This is a genomic window from Janibacter sp. UYMM211, from assembly GCF_040547045.1.
In the GTDB taxonomy this organism is placed as follows: Bacteria; Actinomycetota; Actinomycetes; order Actinomycetales; family Dermatophilaceae; genus Marihabitans; species Marihabitans melonis.
Map to the genome: position 1 here is coordinate 878,773 of NZ_JBEPOY010000001.1, position 16,664 is coordinate 895,436.

The following is a 16,664-nucleotide window of genomic DNA, read 5'->3' on the forward strand; positions in this document are numbered from 1 at the left end:
TGAGGTGCGACCCGCCCTTGCGTGGATCAGATGACCCCCGAAGGGGTCGAGATCACTTGAGCTCGACGGTGGCGCCGGCGCCCTCGAGGGCCTCCTTGGCCTTCTCCGCGGCAGCCTTGTCGACCTTCTCGAGGACGGGCTTGGGGGCGCCGTCGACGAGGTCCTTGGCCTCCTTGAGGCCGAGGGAGGTCAGCGCGCGGACCTCCTTGATGACCTGGATCTTCTTGTCACCAGCAGCGGTGAGGACGACGTCGAACTCGTCCTGCTCCTCCGCGGCGGGGGCGTCGCCGCCACCGGCCGGGGCGGCGCCCGCGACGGCCACGGGGGCCGCAGCGGTGACCTCGAAGGTCTCCTCGAACTGCTTCACGAACTCGGAGAGCTCGATGAGGGTCATCTCCTTGAAGGCCTCAAGGAGCTCGTCGGTGCTGAGCTTCGCCATGATGGGCGTCCTTTCTACAGATGTTTCAGCCGTGAGTGGCGTGTGTGTGTAGTCGAGCCGGGCTCTCCCCCGAGGGGGCGGGCCTCAGCTCTCGTCGCCACCCTCGGCGACGGTCTGGGTGTCCTCGGCGGCAGCCTCGGACGGGGCCTCCTCGGCCTCGGCAGCGGGGGCGGCCGTGTCGGCCGGACCCTGCTCCTCGACCTTGGCGCGCAGGGCGTCGACGACGCGAGCCGTCTGTGCCAGCGGCGCGTTGAAGAGGTAGGCGGCCTGGGTCAGCTGGGCCTTCATGGCGCCAGCCAGCTTGGCCAGGAGCACCTCGCGCGACTCGAGCAGCGCGAGCTTGTTGATGTCCTCGGCGCTCAGGGTGTTGCCGTCGAGCACACCACCCTTGATGACGAGGAGCGGGTGATCCTTGGCGAAGTTGCGCAGAGCCTTCGCGGCCTCGACCGGGTCGCCCTCGACGAAGGCGATGGCGTTCGGCCCGACGAGCTGGCCCTCGAAGGCGGACTCGACGCCCGCCTCCTTCGCGGCGAGCTCGGTCAGCGTGTTCTTCACCACGGAGTAGGTGGCGTTGCCACGGAGGTTGGTGCGCAGCTCGGCGAGCTGGGCCACGGTCAGACCGCGGTACTCCGTGAGAACGGCCGCGCTGGAGCTGCGGAACTTGTCCGTCAGCTCGGCGATGGCGGCAGTCTTCTCAGCGTTCGCCATGCGGGCCTCCTTCTCGTGATTTCTGTGGGGCGATCACCCCCGGCGTCCGGCCCCGGTCACGAGAAGAGCCCCGGCGCAGGGCGCACCGGGGCTCGCACAGCATCGCCCTGAGGCGAGTGGTCGATCGGTTCGTCCTGCGCTGGTCGCCCTGCTCGTGGCAGGACCTTCGGCTGGTCGACCCGGGTGGGTCGGCCGGCAAACCGGCGGTCATCGGTCGGGACCAGCGTACGGGCGCTCGCCCGCACGACCAAATCGTCCCGGGGGACGACGACGGGGGACCGGGCTGGCCCGGTCCCCCGTCGTGCGGTGCGCCTCGGATCACCGGGCGCGTGAGGTCACTGCGCGGCGACGTCGGCCGAGCTGGCCGGCGCGGACTCCTCGAGGAGGTCCTTCGTGCGCGTGAAGTCGAGCGGGATGCCGGGGCCCATGGTCGTGCTGAGCACGGCCTTGGTGATGTAGCGGCCCTTGCTCGCGGACGGCTTGAGGCGGGTGATCTCCTCGAGCGCGGCGGCGTAGTTCTCGACGAGGTTCTTCTCGTCGAAGGAGACCTTGCCGATGATGAAGTGGAGGTTCGCGTGCTTGTCGTTGCGGAACTCGATCTTGCCGCCCTTGATGTCCGTGACGGCCTTGGCCGTGTCCATCGTGACGGTGCCGGTCTTCGGGTTCGGCATGAGGCCGCGGGGGCCGAGCACCTTGCCGAGACGACCGACCTTGCCCATGAGGTCCGGGGTGGCGACGACGGCGTCGAAGTCCATCCAGCCGCCCTGGATCTTCTCGATCATGTCGTCGGAGCCGACGTGGTCGGCGCCGGCCTCGCGGGCGGCCTCGGCCTTGTCGCCGTTGGCGATGACGAGGACACGGGCGGTCTTACCGGTGCCGTGGGGCAGGTTGACCGTGCCGCGGACCATCTGGTCGGCCTTGCGGGGGTCGATGCCCAGGCGGAAGGCGACCTCGACGGTCTCGTCGTAGGTGCCCTTCGCGCCCTGCTTGGCCAGGCGGATGGCCTCGAGCGGGGCGTACATGGCGTCGCGGTCGACGGCCTCGGCCGCTGCGCGGTAGCTCTTGCTGCGCTTCATGGATCTCTCCTTGGTGGTGATGGTGGAGGTGTGGTGCGGGCCAGCGCCGGCCCTCCCACGAGGGGGTGCGGCACCCGGGCCGTCAGGCCCGGGTCCCGCGGGTGGGATCAGACCTGCTCGGTCTGCCTGCCGCGGATCTGATTCGACTCCGGCTCGGCCGGCGGCTCGTACCTCACCGCCGACCTCGCCTTCGTCTGCATCAGACCTGCTCGGTCTCGATGCCCATCTGACGCGCCGTGCCGGCGATGATCTTCATCGCGGCCTCGACGTCGTTGGCGTTGAGGTCGGGCATCTTCGTCTCGGCGATCTCGCGCAGCTGGTCGACGCTGAGCTTGGCGACCTTCGTCTTGTGCGGCTCGCCCGAGCCCTTCTGGACGCCGGCGGCCTTCTTGATGAGCTCGGAGGCCGGCGGGGTCTTGGTGATGAAGGTGAACGAGCGGTCCTCGTAGACCGTGATCTCGACGGGGATGACGTTGCCGCGCTTGTCCGCCGTGGCGTCGTTGTACGCCTTGACGAACTCCATGATGTTGACGCCGTGCTGACCCAGCGCGGGGCCGACGGGGGGCGCGGGGGTGGCCTGACCGGCCTGGATCTGCAGCTTGATGAGGCCGGAGACCTTCTTGCTCTTGGGAGGCATCCCAAGCTCCTCACATGATCGTGGGCCGACGCCATGGGCGATGACCCGGTTGCATGCCGGTCCGAGGTGTCAGACCGGCCGCCGTCCTGCGCTCAGATCTTGGCGACCTGGCTGTAGGACAGCTCGACCGGGGTCTCCCGGCCGAAGATGGAGACGAACACCTTGAGCTTCTGGGTGTCCGGGTGGACCTCGGCGATGCTCGCCGGCATGGTCTCGAAGGGGCCGTCGGTGACGGTGACCGACTCGCCGACCTCGAAGTCGAGGGTCGCGCCCTGGCCGGAGCCGTCGGCGCCCTTGCTCGCTCCCCCGCCGGAGGTCGCGCCGGCGGCGGACTTCTCCAGGTCGGCGGGCTTGAGCATCGTGTAGACCTCGTCGAGGCTCAGCGGGACCGGGTCGTGGGCGTTGCCGACGAAGCCGGTGACGCCCGGGGTGTGCCGCACGGCACCCCACGACTCGTCGGTGAGGTCCATGCGCACGAGGACGTAGCCGGGCATGCGCGGCTGCTTGCGCGTCTTCTTCTGGCCGGACTTGATCTCGGTGACCTCGTCGATCGTGACGGCCACCTCGAAGATGTAGTCCTCCATGTTGAGGTTCGCGACGCGCGTCTCGAGGTTGTGCTTGACGCGGTTCTCGTAGCCCGCGTAGCTGTGGATGACGTACCAGTCGCCGAACTTGCTCGCGAGGTCGTCCTTGAAGGCCTGGACCGGGTCGGCCTGGTCCTCAGGGAGCAGGTCGCCGTCCTCGTCCGTCGTGGGGGCGCTCTCGTCGCTCACCTCGACGTCGACGTCCTCGGTGGCGTCGTCCTCGCTCGCGCCGTCCTCGTCGGAGGATGCGTCGAGGGCGAGGTCGGCGTCGGCGTCGAGCGCGCGCTCTGCCTCGACCTCGTCGGCGCTGGGCAGGTCGGGCGTGGCGAGGCCGCTGGCGGCGGCCTCGGCCTGGGCAGGCGTCAGCTCGTCGTCGGAGCCGGCGAAGGGGCTGGTCGGCTGGTCGGACATGGCCTGGTGCTACCTCACGTGTTGTGGACGGGCGGCGCGGGGCGCCGCAGGACGTACGGGTCGTGCGGGGGCGGGGTCAGCCGCCGAAGACCCACATCACGAGCCTGGTGAAGCCGAAGTCGACCAGCGACACGAAGAGCATCATCACCGTGACGAAGACGATGACGACGAGCGTGTAGTTGACCAGCTCCGAGCGCGTCGGGCGGACGACTTTGCGGAGCTCGTCGAGCACCTGGGTGATGAAGAGCCCGATCGACCCGAAGAACCGGGACACCGGGTTGCCGCCCTTGGGCTCCTGACGTCGAGCCTTCGACGGCTGCGCACCGAGCTCGGTCACGTCGTCACTTCTCTCGTCGTCGGGGACACCATGCTGCGCGGTGGGTACCGCGTAACGCAGGGCAGGAGGGACTCGAACCCCCAACCGCCGGTTTTGGAGACCGGTGCTCTACCAATTGAGCCACTGCCCTACGGGCCCCGGGCTGGGTCCGGGTCCCGCGGTCGACCCCCTTCGTCAGGCCTGCCCGGGGGCATGGCGGAGACTCTGGTCGAGGTCAACCAAGGGACCACCATACGTGAGCCGGCGGCCCGGGCGCGAACCGGCGCCGAGGCGGCCGCCCCGCAGCCGGCGGGACGCCCCCGCCCGCGCCGACCACGGCGGTGCCAGACTGGCGCTCGTGACCGCCCAGCGCAGCCCTCGCCCCCTGCCCGACCTCGCCCCCGACGAGCTCGACGACCTCCTGACGAGCACGCGCGAGGACTACGAGGCGCTGCGCGCGAAGGGCCTGGCCCTCGACGTCACCCGCGGCAAGCCGAGCGCCGCCCAGCTCGACCTCTCCGACGCGCTGCTCCGCCTGCCGACGACGACGACCGACCGCTCCGGCACCGACGTGCGCAACTACGGGGGCCTGGCCGGGCTCGTCGAGATCCGCGAGATCTTCGCCGAGCTGCTCGGCGTCGACGTCCCCCAGCTCGTCGCCGGGGGCAGCTCGTCGCTCACCCTCATGCGCGAGTGCCTCGTCGACCTCCTGCTCTTCGGCGGCGTGGACTCCCCCAGGCCGTGGAAGGACGAGGAGTCGATCACCTTCGTGTGCCCCGTGCCGGGCTACGACCGCCACTTCGCCCTCCTCGAGGAGCTCGGCATCTCGATGGTCACGGTGCCGATGCGCGAGGACGGGCCCGACGCGGCTGCGGTCGCCGCGCTCGTCGCCGACGACCCGGGCGTCAAGGGCATGTGGCTCGTGCCCACGTACGCCAACCCGACGGGGGCCGTGTGCAGCCAGGAGGTGGCCGCCGAGCTCGCCGCGATGCCGACGGCCGCGCCGGACTTCAAGATCTTCTGGGACAACGCCTACGCCGTGCACCACCTCGGGCCGGACGAGGCCAAGAGCGCCGACCTCCTCGGCCTCGCCGCGGCCTCGGGCCACCCGCACCGGCCGGTCATGTTCGCGTCGACGAGCAAGATCACCTACGCCGGGGCCGGCGTCGCCTTCCTCGCGAGCTCGACCGAGCAGGTGGCGTGGTACCTCCAGCACCTCGGCAAGGGCTCGATCGGCCCGGACAAGGTCAACCACCTGCGCCACGCCGAGCTCTTCGGCGACGCCGAGGGCGTGCGGGCGCACATGCGCGAGCACGCCGCGATCATCGCGCCGAAGTTCGCCGAGGTCGAGCGGGTCCTCGGCGAGCGCCTCGGGGGGCTCGGGATCGCCCGGTGGAACTCCCCCACCGGCGGCTACTTCGTCAGCCTCGACGTCGTGCCGGGCACCGCGAGCCGGGTCGTCGAGCTGGCGAAGGGGGTCGGCGTCGCCCTCACCCCGGCCGGGGCGTCCTTCCCCTACGGCCGAGACCCGCAGGACGAGAACATCCGCCTCGCCCCGACGATGCCGCCCCTGGACGAGGTGCGCGAGGCGATGGAGGTCGTCGCGACCTGCGTCCTGCTCGCCGCCGTGGAGCACGCGACCGCCGGCAGCGGTCGCGACCGACCCAGCGGCGTCTCCGACCCGGGCGACCAGGGGTAGGGGCGGTGCCCCGGCGCGACCTCGCCACCCTGCCCAAGGCGCACCTCCACCTGCACTTCACCGGGTCGATGCGGGTCGAGACCGTGCGCGAGATGGCCGTCGAGCACCGGCTGCGGCTGCCGAGCGCGCTCGCCCCGGGCTCCTACCCGCCCGAGCTCTCGGCCGCCGACGAGCGCGGGTGGTTCCGCTTCCAGCGGCTCTACGACGCGGCGCGGCACTGCGTGCGCGGGGAGGCCGAGATGCGGCGGATCGTGCGCGAGGCTGCGGCCGACGACGGCGCGGAGGGCTCGCGCTGGCTCGAGCTGCAGGTCGACCCGACGTCGTACGCCCCCTTCGTCGGCGGGATCACCCCGGCCATCGAGATCGTCCTCGACGAGGCCCGGGCGGTCTCGCGCGACGCGCGGCGCACCGGCTCGGCCCAGGTCGCGATCGTCGTCGCGGCGAGCCGGGTGCGCCACCCGCTCGAGGCCCGCGCGCTCGCCCGTCTGGCCGCCCACCACGCCGGCGACGGACCCGGCGAGGTCGTCGGCTTCGGGCTGTCCAACGACGAGCGGCGCGGTGACACCGCCGACTTCGCCCCCGCCTTCCGCATCGCCGAGCGGGCCGGTCTGCTCCTCACGCCGCACGCCGGCGAGCTGCTCGGGCCGACCGCCGTCGAGACGACCGTCGAGGCCATCGGCCCGCAGCGACTCGGTCACGGCGTGCGCTCCGTCGAGGACCCCCGCGTCCTCGACCTCGTCGTCGAGCGCGGCATCGGCCTCGAGGTCTGCCCGGGGAGCAACGTCTCGCTCGGGGTCTACCCCGAGGCGGGGGCGGTCCCCCTTCGCCGGCTCGTCGACGCCGGCGCCCAGGTCGCCCTCGGCGCCGACGACCCCCTCCTCTTCGGCTCCCGGCTCGTCGACCAGTACGAGACCGCCCGTGATCTCGGGCTCGACGACGCCGCGCTGGCCGACCTCGCCCGCGCCTCCTTCGCCATGAGCCGTGCGCCGCAGGAGGTGCGCCGGCAGGCCGAGGCCGATGTCGACGCGTGGCTCGCGCAGGACCCCGGCGACGGGTCGGGCTCGTGACCTGGCAGAACTGGGCGGGCACCGAGCGGGCCGACCCGGCCCGGGTCGTCTCGCCGTCGTCGACCCAGGAGGTCTGCGACGCCGTCCGTGCGGCCGTGCGCGACGGGCTCGGGGTCAAGGCGGTCGGTGCCGGTCACTCCTTCTCCGGCGCGGCCGTCGCCCCGGGCGTGCAGCTGCTGCCCGACCGGCTGGACGCGGTGCACGAGGTCGACCGCGCCTCGGGCCTGGTGCGTGTCGGGGCGGGGATGCCGTTGCACCGGCTCACCCCCCTGCTCGCCGAGCACGGGCTGGCCCTGGAGATCCTCGGTGACATCGACCGGCAGACCGTCGGCGGTGCGGTGAGCACGGGCACCCACGGCAGCGGCGAGAGGTTCGGGAGCATCTCGACGCAGGTGCGCGCGCTCGAGCTCGTCCTCGGCGACGGGAGCGTCGTCACCTGCTCGCCGACGCAGCGCCCCGAGCTCTTCGCGGCGGCCCGGGTCGGCATCGGCGCCCTCGGCGTCGTGACGAGCGTGACCCTCCAGTGCGTGCCGCTCTACGCGCTGCACGCCGTCGACGCGAAGATGCCGATGGAGCAGCTGCTCGAGGAGGTCGACGAGCTCGCCGCGACGAACGACCACTTCGAGCTCTTCTGGTTCCCGCACACCTCGACCGCGCTCACCCGACGCTTCGAGCGGCTGCCGGGGGACGCCCCGCTGCGGCCGATGAGCACCCTCGCCCGGCTGCTCGACGACGAGATCGCGACGAACGTCGGGCTCGAGGCGCTGCTGCGGGTCGGCACCCGGGTGCCACGCCTCGTGCCGGGCATCACCTCGCTCGTCACCCGGGCGATCTCGGCCCGCGAGTTCACCGACCTCGCGCCGCAGGTCTTCGCGTCCCGACGCGACGTGCGCTTCCGCGAGGGCGAGTACTTCGTGCCCCGCGACGCCCTCGTGCCGGCCCTGCGCGAGCTGTGGCGGTGGGTCGAGGAGCACGACGAGCCGGTGTCCTTCCCCTTCGAGATCCGCTTCGTGCGCAGCGACGACATCTGGCTCTCGCCGGCGCACGAGCGCGAGAGCGCGGTCGTCGCCTTCCACCAGTACCACCGCATGCCGCACGAGCGGTGGTTCTCGGTGTGCGAGGACGTGCTCGGCGCGGCCGGCGGGCGGCCGCACTGGGGCAAGATTCACCGCCTCGACGCGAGCGCCCTGCGCCCGCTCTACCCCCGCTTCGACGACGTCCTCGCGGTGCGCGACGAGGTCGACCCCGGACGGGTCTTCGCCAACCCCTACCTCGAGCGGGTGCTCGGACCATGAGCGGCGGCCCCCGCGCCCGCCCCGTCGACCACGACGCCCTCGCCCGCGCCACCGCGCACCTCGAGCCCCCCTTCGCCGTCGTCGACCTCGCCGCGCTGCGCGCGAACACCGCCGACCTCGTCCGGCGGGCCGGTGGCACCCCGATCCGGGTCGCGAGCAAGTCGGTGCGGTGCCGCGAGATCGTGCGGCGCACCTTGGTGACCCCCGGGTACGCCGGGGTCCTCGCCTACACCCTGCCCGAGGCCCTGTGGCTCGCCGAGGAGGTCGAGGACGTCGTCGTCGGGTACCCCAGTGTCGACCGCGCGGCCCTCGCCCGGCTCGGCGCCGACGAGCGCCTGGCCGCCCGGGTGACCCTCATGGTCGACAGCCCGGAGCACCTCGACCTCACCGCCGCCCACGTCGGGGCCGACGGCCCACCGGTGCGGGTGTGCGTCGAGCTCGACGCGTCGCTGCGGCTGGCCGGGGGCCGGGTGCACCTCGGGGCGCGCCGCTCGCCCGCGCACACCCCGCAGGAGGTCGCCGCCCTGGCCCGGGCGGTCCACGACCACCCACGGCTCCGCCTCGTCGGGCTCATGGCCTACGAGGGCCAGGTCGCCGGTGTCGGCGACGACCAGCCCGGGCTGCGTCGCCTCGCCGTCCGCGCGGTGCAGCGGCGCTCGGTGGCCGAGCTCGCGCAGCGTCGCGCCGAGGCCGTCGCCGCGGTGCGCGAGGTGGCCCCGCTCGACTTCGTCAACGGTGGCGGCACCGGCAGCCTCGAGACGACGTCCGCCGAGGCCGCCGTCACCGAGGTCGCGGCGGGGTCCGGGCTGCTCGGCCCGCACCTCTTCGACCACTACACCCGCTTCCGGCCCCGCCCGGCCGCCCACTTCGTCCTGCCGGTCGTTCGCCGCCCCTCCCCCCGGCACGCGACGGTGCTCGGCGGCGGCTGGGTCGCCTCCGGCGCGACCGGTCGCGACCGGCTCCCGCTCCCGGTGCACCCACCCGGCCTGCGGCTCATCGGGGCCGAGGGCGCCGGCGAGGTGCAGACGCCGCTCACCGGTCGGGGTGTCGACGACCTGCGCATCGGCGACCGGGTGTGGTTCCGCCACACGAAGGCCGGCGAGCTGAGCGAGCACGTCGACGTCCTGCACCTCGTCGAGGGCGACGAGGTCGTGCAGAGCGTGCCGACCTACCGCGGGGAGGGCCGGGCCTTCTTGTGACGCGGTCCGTCACGAAGGCGTGACCCGCAGGGGTCTGGCGCGGGGGAGCCCCGCCTGCCAGGATCGCCGGAGCCCGCCGCGCACCCTGTCGGCGGGGCAGCCCGAAGGAGAAACTCCCCCATGGCTTCAACGAGGAAGCGCACCACCCCCTGGATCGTGGCGACCGCCGCGATCGGTCTCACCCTCGTCGGCTCGCAGTCCGCGGCCGGCTCGAGCAGCGCGGCCGAGCCGCCGTCGACCCCGGTCCCCGTGAGCACGCCGGACGGTCAGCTCGCGAGCTACGTCGTCAACGCCAAGATCGTCAACCCCGGTCAGGTCCGCAAGGTCGAGAAGGCCGTGGAGGCCGCCGGCGGCGTCGTCGTGCAGTCCTGGCCCCAGATCGGCGTCGTCGTCGCCCACTCGAAGAACGGCGACTTCCGCACCGAGGTCGTCACCAAGGCCAAGGGCGCCGTCGCGTCGGCCGGCCCGACCCGCACCGCCGCCGTCCTCGAGGGCACCCCCGAGGGCGTCCAGGCCCCCTGGGGCCCGGGCAAGGGCCAGATCAAGGCGATCCCCCGCGCCGAGGACCCCGTCGAGGGCCCGACCACCCCGGCGACCGGCGTCCCGGAGCAGTACGAGTCGCTCCAGTGGGACATGAAGAACATCGGCGTCCCCGAGGCCCACAAGACGACGACCGGCTCCTCGAAGGTCACCGTCGGCGTCCTCGACAGCGGCATCGACCCCGACCACCCGGACCTCGCCAGCCAGATCGACGTCGCGCAGTCCGTCAACTGCACAGCCGGCGGTCGTCCCGACACCTCGGCCACCGGCTGGGCCCCGACGACGAGCGACCACGGCACCCACGTGGCCGGCACCATCGGTGCCGCCCGCAACGGCGTCGGCATCGTCGGCGTCGCCCCGGGCGTGAAGATGGCCTCGGTCAAGGTCGTCAGCGACGAGGGGTACATCTACCCCGAGTACGCGATCTGCGGCTTCATGTGGGCCGGCGAGAAGGGCATGGAGGTCACGAACAACAGCTACTACGTGGACCCCTTCGAGTTCTGGTGCGGTGACCAGCCCGAGCAGGCCCCGGCCCTCGAGGCCGTGCGCCGCGCGGTGAAGTGGTCGCAGGACGAGGGCACCGTGCACGTCGCCGCGGCGGGCAACAGCTCCTACGACCTGTCGAACAAGACGACGAACGCCTCGAGCCCGAACGACGGCACGGCGGTCAACCGCACGATCAACTCCTCGTGCAAGGACATCCCGACCGAGCTCGACGACGTGCTCACCGTCTCCTCGATCGACCAGGCCGGCAAGCTGTCGTCCTTCAGCAACCGGGGCCTCGGCTCGATCGACGTCGCGGCGCCGGGCAGCCGGATCCTGTCGACGATCGTCACGAACAACGGCTGGGGCTACAAGAGCGGCACCTCGATGGCGTCCCCGCACGTCGCCGGTGTCGTCGCCCTCATGCGCTCGGCTCACCCCGAGCTGAGCGCCTCGCAGGTCGTCGAGCGCATCCGCGCCCAGGCGACCGACACCCCGTGCTCAACGACCGCGGCCGGTGCGCCGTGCGTCGGTGACGCCTCGGAGAACAGCTACTACGGCCAGGGTGTGGTCGACGCGGCCGCGGCCGTGCGCTGACCCACCGCAGCAGCAGCGGCAGGGCCCGGCACCCGAAGGGGTGCCGGGCCCTGCTGCGTGCGAGGGGAGCGGCTAGAGCGCGTGCCCGACGAAGACCGGCTCGTTGACGAGGGTCACGCCGAAGGCCTCGCGCACGCCGTCGCGCACCTCGCGGGCCAGCGCGGCGACGTCGGCGGCGCTCGCGGACCCGCGGTTGGTCACCGCGAGCGTGTGCTTCGTCGACAGCGCGGCCGGGCCCGGCATGCCGTAGCCCTTGCCGAAGCCGGCCCGCTCGATGAGCCACGCGGCGCTCGTCTTCGCCTGGCCGCCGGGGGCGTCGAAGCGGGGCGGCGGCGGTGCGTCCGGCCCGAGCCGCTCCGCCGCCCGGGCGACGAGGACGTCGTGGTCGGCGGCGGGCAGGACGGGGTTGGTGAAGAAGGACCCGCAGCTCCACGTGTCGTGGTCGGCCTCGTCGAGCACCATCCCGCGGCGGCGGCGCTGGGCGAGGACGGCCTCGCGGGCGTCGGCGAGCGGGACCCGCTCCCCCAGCTCGACGCCGAGCTGCTGGGCGAGATCTGCGTAGGCGACCGGTGCGGAGAGGTCGGCGAGGGCGAGCTGGAAGCTCACGTCGAGGACGACGAAGCGGTCGGTGCCCTTGAAGACCGAGTGCCGGTAGGTGAAGCCGCAGTCGGCCGCCGCCATCGTGCGCACCTGGCCGGTCGTGCGGTCGAGCACCCGGACCCGGGCGAGGGTCTGGGCGACCTCCTGGCCGTAGGCGCCGACGTTCTGCACCGGTGTCGCCCCGGTGAGCCCGGGGATCCCGCTGAGCGCCTCGATGCCCGACCACCCGGAGGCGACCGCGTGGGCGACGAGGTCGTCCCACGGCTCGCCGGCGGCGACGGTGACGAAGGCCCCCGAGCACAGGTCCTGCGACTCGACGGTGATGCCGCGGCTGGCCATGCGCAGGACGACGCCGTCGAAGCCCTCGTCGGCGACGACGAGGTTGGAGCCCCCGGAGACGACGAGCAGGTCGCGCCCGGCGGCGTCGACCTCGCGCACGACGGCCACGGCCTCGTCGGCCGACTCGACGGTGACGAGGGTGGCGGCGGGGCCGCCGACCCGCATCGTCGTCAGCGGGGCGATCGGGGCGTCGTGGTCGGTGCGCATCAGTCGAGCTGGACGGTGACCCGGCAGCGGCCGAGCACCTTCTCGCCGGCGCACGTCGCGGTGACGTCGACGACGGCCCGGCGGGTCTGCTCGTCCAGGCTCGTGACCTTCGCGCTCACCTCGACGTCGGCGCCCTCCTCGTAGGGGACGACGACCGGACGGGTGAAGCGGGTGCCGTAGTCGACGACCCGGCCGGGGTCGCCGACCCACGAGGTGACGACCTCGACGGCCGCACCCATGGTCCACATGCCGTGGGCGATGACGTCTGGCAGGCCGACGGAGCGCGCGAAGCGCTCGTCCCAGTGGATGACGTTGCGGTCGCCGGAGGCGCCCGCGTAGCCGACGAGGGTGGCCCTGTCGACGTGGAGGGTCAGGCCCGGCAGCTCCTCGCCGACGCTCACCTGGTCGTGGGTGCGCACGCTCATGCCGACTCCTCCCCGCGGATGACGATCGTGGACAGCGACGTCGCGACCGGCTGGTCCTCGGGGTCGAGCAGGTCGCTGCGCATGACGACCATCGTGTGGCCGCCGGCGGCGCGCACGGAGTCGATCGTCAGCACGCCGCGCAGCTCGTCGCCGGCGACGATCGGGCGGTGGTGGACGAAGCGCTGCTCGCCGTGGACGACGCGGGAGTAGTCGACCCCCGCCTCGGGGTCGGTGACGAACTGGCGGTCGGTGCGCTGACCGGCGATGACCGCGAAGGTCGGCGGCGCGACGAGGTCGCGGTAGCCGGCCGCCCGGGCGGCCTCGAGGTCGCGGTGCAGCGGCGAGCTCGCGCCGACGGCGTCGGCGAAGTCGCGGATCGCCTCGCGGCCGACCTGGTAGGGCTCGGTCGGGGGGTACGTGCGCCCGACGAAGGACTCGTTGACAGCCATGGGCCTCACCCTAGTGCCGCGCCGGGACAGCGCGACGCCGCCCCAGGCCGGTGGCCGGGGCGGCGTCGAGGTGCGCGGTGCGGGACGCTCAGCGGGTCTCGCGGTGCAGCGTGTGGCGCCCGTCGCGACGGCAGTACTTCGACAGCTCCATGCGGTCGGGGTTGTTGCGACGGTTCTTCTTGGTGATGTAGTTGCGCTCCTTGCACTCCGTGCACGCCAGCGTGATCTTGGGACGGACGTCGGCGCTCTTGCTAGCCACGGGACAACCTGCTCTCGGAACGGGGGTGGAGACGATCTGGTCGGCACACGCGCCCTGGGCGGCGGCCATCGACATACCAGGATAGGGCACGCACCGAGGACGGCGAAATCCGCGCTGCGGATGCCACCGGCACCGGTGCTCGTAGCGGGAGCGGGACTCGATCCCGCGACCTCACGATTATGAGTCGTGCGCTCTAACCAGCTGAGCTACCCCGCCGTGCGGTGCGGCACCGACCGGACGAGCCGGCGATGCCATACCGAGCCCCCTGTCGGAATCGAACCGACGACCTTTTCCTTACCATGGAAACGCTCTGCCGACTGAGCTAAGGGGGCGTGCCGCACACGTGTGCGCGGCGCCTCGCAGAGATTACACGGCGAGGCGGTCGGGGCGGAAATCGGGGCCCGCAGGCTCCCCCTTCGCCCCGCTCCTAGGCCTGCTCGGACCGCGCGATCGAGGTCATCGCGGCGCGCAGGGAGCCCTCGAGCGGCACCGGGGTGCGGGTCGCCCGGTCGACGAAGACGTGGACGACGTGACCGGTCGCGACGGCGACGCCGTCGCTCGCCCGGGAGAGCTCGAGCGACCAGGTCACCGAGGTGCGCCCGAGACGGGCCACGGACAGCGCGACGACGAAGCGGTCGGGGTAGGAGATCTCGGCGTGGTAGCGGCAGCCGCTCTCGGGCACGAGGTCGACGACGTCGCCGGAGGGGTCGAAGCCCTGGGCCTGGAGCCAGTCGTTGATGACCGTGTCCATCACCTGGTAGTGCACGGCGTTGTTGACGTGGCCGAACTGGTCGTTGTCGAGCCAGCGGGTCGGGACCTCGGTGACGAAGGGGTGGTCAGGCACGGGTGCCATCCTCTCGCCACAGACCGGACGTCCCGCGCCGGTGGCTGCCGACGAGGTGGGTGTCGACGACGCCGACCGCCTCCATGAGCGCGTGCATCGTCGTCGGGCCGACGAAGGCGAAGCCGCGTGCCTTGAGCTCTCGGGCGAGGGCGACGGACTGCGGCGAGGTCGTCGGCACCTCGGCCTGGGTGGTCGGCACGGGGGTGGTCTGCGGCTGGTGCGACCACACGAGCCCGGGGAGCCCGCCGTCGGCGCGCAGCTCGAGGGTGGCGCGGGCGTTGATGATCGTCGCGGCGACCTTGCGCGCGTTGCGCACGATGCCGGCGTCGGCCATGAGGCGCGCGACGTCGGCGTCGCCGTAGCGGGCGACGCGCTCGGGGTCGAAGTCGTCGAAGGCCGCCCGGAAGGCGGGCCGCTTGCGCAGGATCGTCGCCCACGACAGCCCGGACTGGAAGGCCTCGAGGCTCAGCCGCTCGAAGAGGCCGCGCTCGTCGCGCACCGGCATGCCCCACTCGGTGTCGTAGTAGGCACGCAGCAGTGGGTCGGTGCTCGCCCAGGGCGGGCGGGCCAGCCCGTCCTCGCCGACGACGAGGTCGCTCACCGGGGGTCCTCGCCCTCGTCCTGCGGGGTGGGGTCGAGCGCCGTGGCGAGCAGCGAGATCGCGGCGCCGCCGAGGCCGAGGACGAGCCGGGGGTGCCGGGTCGTGCGCTGCGCCCAGCGCTCGACGGCAGCCTGACCGCGCAGCCCGAGCTCGCCGCCGGCGGCGAAGGTCACCGCGGCGAAGGTCCCGAGGCCGAGCGAGACGGGGAGGGGCACGCGCTGCCGGGGCCCGTCGGCGGGCTCGGGGCTGCCCTCGCGCCACCCGGCCGCCGCACCGGTCGCGACGGCGACCCCGGCGCCGGCCGCGACGACGAGGGTGACCCCGCGCAGCAGACGGGGGTGCTCCTGCGCGCTCAGGGCGGCGGTGACCAGGCCGGACGCGGCCGCGAGCGCGACCCCGCCCCGGGTGATCATCGGTCGGTCGGTCATCAGCGGTCCCTCCAGGAGGCGGTCACGGCCGGACGACGAAGGCCTCGGACCGGTGTTGGTCCGAGGCCTTCGCTGCACGGGTGGCGGGTGAAGGATTCGAACCTTCGAAGCTTTCGCGACGGATTTACAGTCCGCTCCCATTGGCCGCTCGGGCAACCCGCCGTGCGCGTGGAAGGATAGCAAGCCGCGGCACGCAGGCTAAATCGTGCGCGTGCACCCCGTCCCCGACCCGCACCCCAGGAGCACCCAGCATGGCCGACAGCAGCTTCGACATCGTCAGCAAGGTCGACAAGCAGGAGGTCGACAACGCCCTCAACCAGGCCGCCAAGGAGGTCGCCCAGCGCTACGACTTCAAGGGCGTCGGCGCCTCCATCGAGTGGAGCGGCGAGTCGGTGACGATCAAGGCGAACACCGCCGAGCGCGTCCTCGCGGTGCTCGACGTCTTCGAGACCAAGCTCGTGCGGCGCGGCGTCTCGCTGAAGAACATCGACTTCGGCGACAAGGAGCCCAAGCCCTCGGGCAAGGAGCACGTCCTCGCCGGCCCGCTCAAGGAGGGCATCGACCAGGAGAACGCGAAGAAGATCTCCAAGATCATCCGCGACGAGGGCCCGAAGGGGATCAAGGCCCAGATCCAGGGTGACGAGCTGCGCGTCTCGGGCAAGTCGCGCGACGACCTCCAGGCGGTGCAGCAGCTGCTCAAGGGCAAGGACCTCGAGGTCGCGCTGCAGTACACGAACTACCGCTGACCGACTCCGACCGGGCTCGCCGCCGCGCGGGCTCGGTCTGCGGTGGTCCGCACCGCGCGGGCCCACGTGGGTGAGAAGACCTCGGGGTCGGCCAGCCACTGGAGGAGCGAGGACTCCACCCCTTCGAGCCCGCGCAGCTCGTCCGCGACGGCGGACACGACGAGCAGACCGGCCCGGGGCAGCTGGGTGCTCTCCCCCGCCGTCCGCACCTCGAGGTCGCGCTCGAGCTCGACGAAGGTGTCGTGGTCGAGCGAACCGAGCCGCGCCCGGCGCAGCCGCCGCGAGAGGCCGGCGAGCCCGTCCGCGCGGACCTGCTCTCCCTCGACCGTCCGGATCTGGTCCGCGAGCAGCGCGAGGTGCTCCTCGAGCAGGACCGTGGGCATCCCCCGCGCCGCGAGGACCTGCGCCAGCCACGACACCTGGCCCCACGCGTGGTCGGGGTCGGCCGTGCCGAGCCGGGCGAGCCAGCCCGAGTCGCTGGAGGAGAAGCGTCGGCCCCGCTCGGAGTACCGCGCCGTGTAGTACGGGTGGCGCTCGTAGGTCACCTCGATGGCGCGCTCGCACGCGGCGAGCAGCTCGGGGTCGGCGACGACGCGGTGCTCCCCGGCCTCGGGGTTGACCGTGACGGCGGGCTGCGTCTGGGATCGATCGCTCACGGCGGGCGATCCTAGGGCCTGCCGGGGCTCGTGGGGCAGATGGGGCTCACACCCGCAAG

The 16,664-nt window shown here is 72.8% G+C and carries 20 protein-coding genes and 4 tRNA genes; 6 read left to right on the top strand and 18 right to left on the bottom strand.

All coding sequences use genetic code 11. The annotated features are described in order from the left end of the window. Positions 1–52: 52 nt before the first annotated feature. The 7 genes from rplL to ABIB53_RS04050 form a co-directional block, all read right to left on the bottom strand. Positions 53–439 (bottom strand): 50S ribosomal protein L7/L12, encoded by a 387-nt coding sequence (rplL, locus tag ABIB53_RS04020; protein WP_068277068.1) that lies wholly within the window; start codon positions 437–439, stop codon positions 53–55. 84 nt (positions 440–523) lie between these two features. Beyond that, complete coding sequence (gene rplJ / locus ABIB53_RS04025) at positions 524–1,147, bottom strand: 50S ribosomal protein L10 (RefSeq protein WP_068277066.1); 624 nt, start codon at positions 1,145–1,147, stop codon at positions 524–526. A gap of 335 nt (positions 1,148–1,482) precedes the next feature. Beyond that, positions 1,483–2,223, bottom strand: coding sequence for a 50S ribosomal protein L1 (gene rplA, locus ABIB53_RS04030; protein ID WP_068277064.1), 741 nt, complete (start codon positions 2,221–2,223; stop codon positions 1,483–1,485). Between the two features lie 199 nt (positions 2,224–2,422). Then, positions 2,423–2,860, bottom strand: coding sequence for a 50S ribosomal protein L11 (gene rplK / locus ABIB53_RS04035; RefSeq protein ID WP_123092242.1), 438 nt, complete (start codon positions 2,858–2,860; stop codon positions 2,423–2,425). Positions 2,861–2,952: 92 nt separating this feature from the next. Continuing rightward, the gene (gene nusG / locus ABIB53_RS04040; RefSeq protein ID WP_354587199.1) at positions 2,953–3,855 is read right to left on the bottom strand and encodes a transcription termination/antitermination protein NusG; all 903 of its coding nucleotides are present in this window, start codon (positions 3,853–3,855) and stop codon (positions 2,953–2,955) included. A 76-nt stretch (positions 3,856–3,931) separates the two neighbouring features. Continuing rightward, on the bottom strand, positions 3,932–4,192 hold the full coding sequence (secE, locus tag ABIB53_RS04045) for a preprotein translocase subunit SecE (protein WP_068277056.1): 261 nt from the start codon (positions 4,190–4,192) through the stop codon (positions 3,932–3,934). 57 nt (positions 4,193–4,249) lie between these two features. Continuing rightward, positions 4,250–4,322, bottom strand: a tRNA-Trp gene (locus ABIB53_RS04050). A gap of 207 nt (positions 4,323–4,529) precedes the next feature. On the opposite strand from ABIB53_RS04050, the gene ABIB53_RS04055 reads away from it, so the two are divergent. The 5 genes from ABIB53_RS04055 (at position 4,530) to ABIB53_RS04075 (ending at position 11,051) form a co-directional block, all read left to right on the top strand. Next, the gene (locus ABIB53_RS04055) at positions 4,530–5,870 is read left to right on the top strand and encodes an aspartate aminotransferase type Ic (protein ID WP_354587200.1); all 1,341 of its coding nucleotides are present in this window, start codon (positions 4,530–4,532) and stop codon (positions 5,868–5,870) included. 5 nt (positions 5,871–5,875) lie between these two features. Further along, a complete protein-coding gene (locus tag ABIB53_RS04060; protein ID WP_354587201.1) occupies positions 5,876–6,937 on the top strand; it encodes an adenosine deaminase in 1,062 nt (353 codons plus the stop codon). Further along, the gene (locus ABIB53_RS04065; RefSeq protein ID WP_354587202.1) at positions 6,934–8,232 is read left to right on the top strand and encodes a D-arabinono-1,4-lactone oxidase; all 1,299 of its coding nucleotides are present in this window, start codon (positions 6,934–6,936) and stop codon (positions 8,230–8,232) included. The genes ABIB53_RS04060 and ABIB53_RS04065 overlap by 4 nt, the downstream gene beginning before the upstream one ends. Then, positions 8,229–9,431, top strand: coding sequence for an amino acid deaminase/aldolase (locus ABIB53_RS04070; protein ID WP_354587203.1), 1,203 nt, complete (start codon positions 8,229–8,231; stop codon positions 9,429–9,431). Before ABIB53_RS04065 ends, ABIB53_RS04070 begins: the two co-directional genes overlap by 4 nt. 120 nt (positions 9,432–9,551) lie before the next feature. Then, complete coding sequence (locus tag ABIB53_RS04075) at positions 9,552–11,051, top strand: S8 family peptidase (RefSeq protein WP_354587204.1); 1,500 nt, start codon at positions 9,552–9,554, stop codon at positions 11,049–11,051. A 72-nt stretch (positions 11,052–11,123) separates the two neighbouring features. Here the strand turns inward: ABIB53_RS04075 and ABIB53_RS04080 are convergent, their stop codons facing one another. From ABIB53_RS04080 to ABIB53_RS04125, 10 genes are all read right to left on the bottom strand, one after another. Further along, the gene (locus ABIB53_RS04080) at positions 11,124–12,197 is read right to left on the bottom strand and encodes a UDP-N-acetylmuramate dehydrogenase (RefSeq protein WP_354587206.1); all 1,074 of its coding nucleotides are present in this window, start codon (positions 12,195–12,197) and stop codon (positions 11,124–11,126) included. After that, positions 12,197–12,622 carry a MaoC family dehydratase gene (locus ABIB53_RS04085; RefSeq protein ID WP_068277035.1) on the bottom strand — a complete coding sequence of 142 codons (426 nt, stop codon included), beginning with the start codon at positions 12,620–12,622 and terminating at the stop codon, positions 12,197–12,199. The genes ABIB53_RS04080 and ABIB53_RS04085 overlap by 1 nt, the downstream gene beginning before the upstream one ends. Beyond that, positions 12,619–13,071 carry an FAS1-like dehydratase domain-containing protein gene (locus ABIB53_RS04090; protein WP_123092249.1) on the bottom strand — a complete coding sequence of 151 codons (453 nt, stop codon included), beginning with the start codon at positions 13,069–13,071 and terminating at the stop codon, positions 12,619–12,621. Before ABIB53_RS04090 ends, ABIB53_RS04085 begins: the two co-directional genes overlap by 4 nt. Positions 13,072–13,159: 88 nt before the next feature. Further along, positions 13,160–13,330 carry a 50S ribosomal protein L33 gene (gene rpmG / locus ABIB53_RS04095; RefSeq protein WP_068277029.1) on the bottom strand — a complete coding sequence of 57 codons (171 nt, stop codon included), beginning with the start codon at positions 13,328–13,330 and terminating at the stop codon, positions 13,160–13,162. A 142-nt stretch (positions 13,331–13,472) separates the two neighbouring features. Beyond that, positions 13,473–13,546: transfer RNA gene (locus ABIB53_RS04100), tRNA-Met, on the bottom strand. 43 nt (positions 13,547–13,589) lie between these two features. Further along, positions 13,590–13,662 (bottom strand) — tRNA-Thr (locus ABIB53_RS04105). Positions 13,663–13,757: 95 nt separating this feature from the next. Next, the gene (locus ABIB53_RS04110; RefSeq protein ID WP_354587207.1) at positions 13,758–14,174 is read right to left on the bottom strand and encodes an acyl-CoA thioesterase; all 417 of its coding nucleotides are present in this window, start codon (positions 14,172–14,174) and stop codon (positions 13,758–13,760) included. Then, positions 14,167–14,775 (bottom strand): DNA-3-methyladenine glycosylase I, encoded by a 609-nt coding sequence (locus ABIB53_RS04115; protein ID WP_308222096.1) that lies wholly within the window; start codon positions 14,773–14,775, stop codon positions 14,167–14,169. Before ABIB53_RS04115 ends, ABIB53_RS04110 begins: the two co-directional genes overlap by 8 nt. Then, positions 14,772–15,203, bottom strand: a complete 432-nt coding sequence (locus ABIB53_RS04120) for a hypothetical protein (protein WP_354587208.1) — start codon at positions 15,201–15,203, stop codon at positions 14,772–14,774. Before ABIB53_RS04120 ends, ABIB53_RS04115 begins: the two co-directional genes overlap by 4 nt. A gap of 81 nt (positions 15,204–15,284) precedes the next feature. Further along, positions 15,285–15,365, bottom strand: a tRNA-Tyr gene (locus ABIB53_RS04125). A gap of 89 nt (positions 15,366–15,454) precedes the next feature. On the opposite strand from ABIB53_RS04125, the gene ABIB53_RS04130 reads away from it, so the two are divergent. Then, positions 15,455–15,949, top strand: coding sequence for a YajQ family cyclic di-GMP-binding protein (locus ABIB53_RS04130; protein ID WP_068277021.1), 495 nt, complete (start codon positions 15,455–15,457; stop codon positions 15,947–15,949). Here the strand turns inward: ABIB53_RS04130 and ABIB53_RS04135 are convergent. Beyond that, positions 15,940–16,605, bottom strand: a complete 666-nt coding sequence (locus ABIB53_RS04135; RefSeq protein ID WP_354587209.1) for a hypothetical protein — start codon at positions 16,603–16,605, stop codon at positions 15,940–15,942. The genes ABIB53_RS04130 and ABIB53_RS04135 overlap by 10 nt on opposite strands. Between the last annotated feature and the right edge of the window lie 59 nt (positions 16,606–16,664).

Bases quoted from the DNA above. Each gene is read 5' to 3' on its own strand.
- rplJ (WP_068277066.1), bottom strand. From the start codon at position 1,147: ATGGCGAACGCTGAGAAGACTGCCGCCATCGCCGAGCTGACGGACAAG.
- ABIB53_RS04085 (WP_068277035.1), bottom strand. From the start codon at position 12,622: ATGAGCGTGCGCACCCACGACCAGGTGAGCGTCGGCGAGGAGCTGCCG.
- ABIB53_RS04120 (WP_354587208.1), bottom strand. From the start codon at position 15,203: ATGACCGACCGACCGATGATCACCCGGGGCGGGGTCGCGCTCGCGGCC.
- nusG (WP_354587199.1), bottom strand. From the start codon at position 3,855: ATGTCCGACCAGCCGACCAGCCCCTTCGCCGGCTCCGACGACGAGCTG.
- ABIB53_RS04090 (WP_123092249.1), bottom strand. From the start codon at position 13,071: ATGGCTGTCAACGAGTCCTTCGTCGGGCGCACGTACCCCCCGACCGAG.
- ABIB53_RS04070 (WP_354587203.1), top strand. From the start codon at position 8,229: ATGAGCGGCGGCCCCCGCGCCCGCCCCGTCGACCACGACGCCCTCGCC.
- rplK (WP_123092242.1), bottom strand. From the start codon at position 2,860: ATGCCTCCCAAGAGCAAGAAGGTCTCCGGCCTCATCAAGCTGCAGATC.
- ABIB53_RS04130 (WP_068277021.1), top strand. From the start codon at position 15,455: ATGGCCGACAGCAGCTTCGACATCGTCAGCAAGGTCGACAAGCAGGAG.
- ABIB53_RS04075 (WP_354587204.1), top strand. From the start codon at position 9,552: ATGGCTTCAACGAGGAAGCGCACCACCCCCTGGATCGTGGCGACCGCC.
- ABIB53_RS04080 (WP_354587206.1), bottom strand. From the start codon at position 12,197: ATGCGCACCGACCACGACGCCCCGATCGCCCCGCTGACGACGATGCGG.
- rplL (WP_068277068.1), bottom strand. From the start codon at position 439: ATGGCGAAGCTCAGCACCGACGAGCTCCTTGAGGCCTTCAAGGAGATG.
- rplA (WP_068277064.1), bottom strand. From the start codon at position 2,223: ATGAAGCGCAGCAAGAGCTACCGCGCAGCGGCCGAGGCCGTCGACCGC.